The following is a 795-nucleotide window of genomic DNA, read 5'->3' as shown; positions in this document are numbered from 1 at the left end:
TTACAAGTCACTTTGAGGCTTCGTCAATGAATGACCTCCTGTTGCTGCAGTGACATTATACAGTACATTTAGGCATGCGCTCTGCCAGAATCTCGAGACCGCCCACCTTGGCCCACCATAGTGCCTTAACTGCATTTACGGATGGAGCCATCAACACACACGACCCACAGCACTCCCAGGTCAAAGCTCACATGCTGGTGACCATTGGGACAGGCAACCACTGGGATCCAGTCTGTGCCATCGGGTGTGCAGCGAGTGACACCAGTTCGTTTGAATAAGCTCCCTTGAGAGTTTACACCATAGACACTGCCATCAGTTGCTACTTCAATCATGGACAGAAGTCCAGGAATATTCACAAAGCTGCCGGACCCTGAACAGACACTAGACGACACATCCTTCATGATGAAGATTTGGTCATTGTGGTTCACTCCCCAACAGCTGTATGGACCACAGCTGTAGTACTTCAGCTTTCCACCAATATTAATCCAAGGAATGTTACTGGATAACCATTTGTTGTTAGCATCCATATTTGAACAGAATATGTCATCATACATATTGACACCTGCAATGATCTGATCACCTCCGGCATCCACCTGATTGAGAAGCCCTTCAAGCCTAACAAAACCGCCACTCTGAAACCTAAAGATGTTGTTTGCTGTATTAACCCCCAGCTGACCAGCAGGACCAACACTGAAGTGCTTTAGAGACCCGCTGATCTTTGTGAAGATGTTATCAATCAGGACGAATATCTCATTATTATTGTTCACGCCAACCACGGAGCCAGACCCAGCGTCT

The 795-nt window shown here is 47.2% G+C and carries 1 protein-coding gene; it reads right to left on the bottom strand.

The window, feature by feature from the left end; genetic code table 11:
* Window positions 1–125: 125 nt before the first annotated feature.
* The coding region (locus GQS54_RS22945; protein WP_205967901.1) for a tectonin domain-containing protein at window positions 126–795 on the bottom strand (670 nt) is incomplete at its 5' end.

Source organism: Paraglaciecola sp. 20A4 (assembly GCF_011378905.1).
In the GTDB taxonomy this organism is placed as follows: domain Bacteria; phylum Pseudomonadota; class Gammaproteobacteria; order Enterobacterales; family Alteromonadaceae; genus Paraglaciecola.
This window is presented reverse-complemented; position numbering and strand designations above follow the sequence as displayed.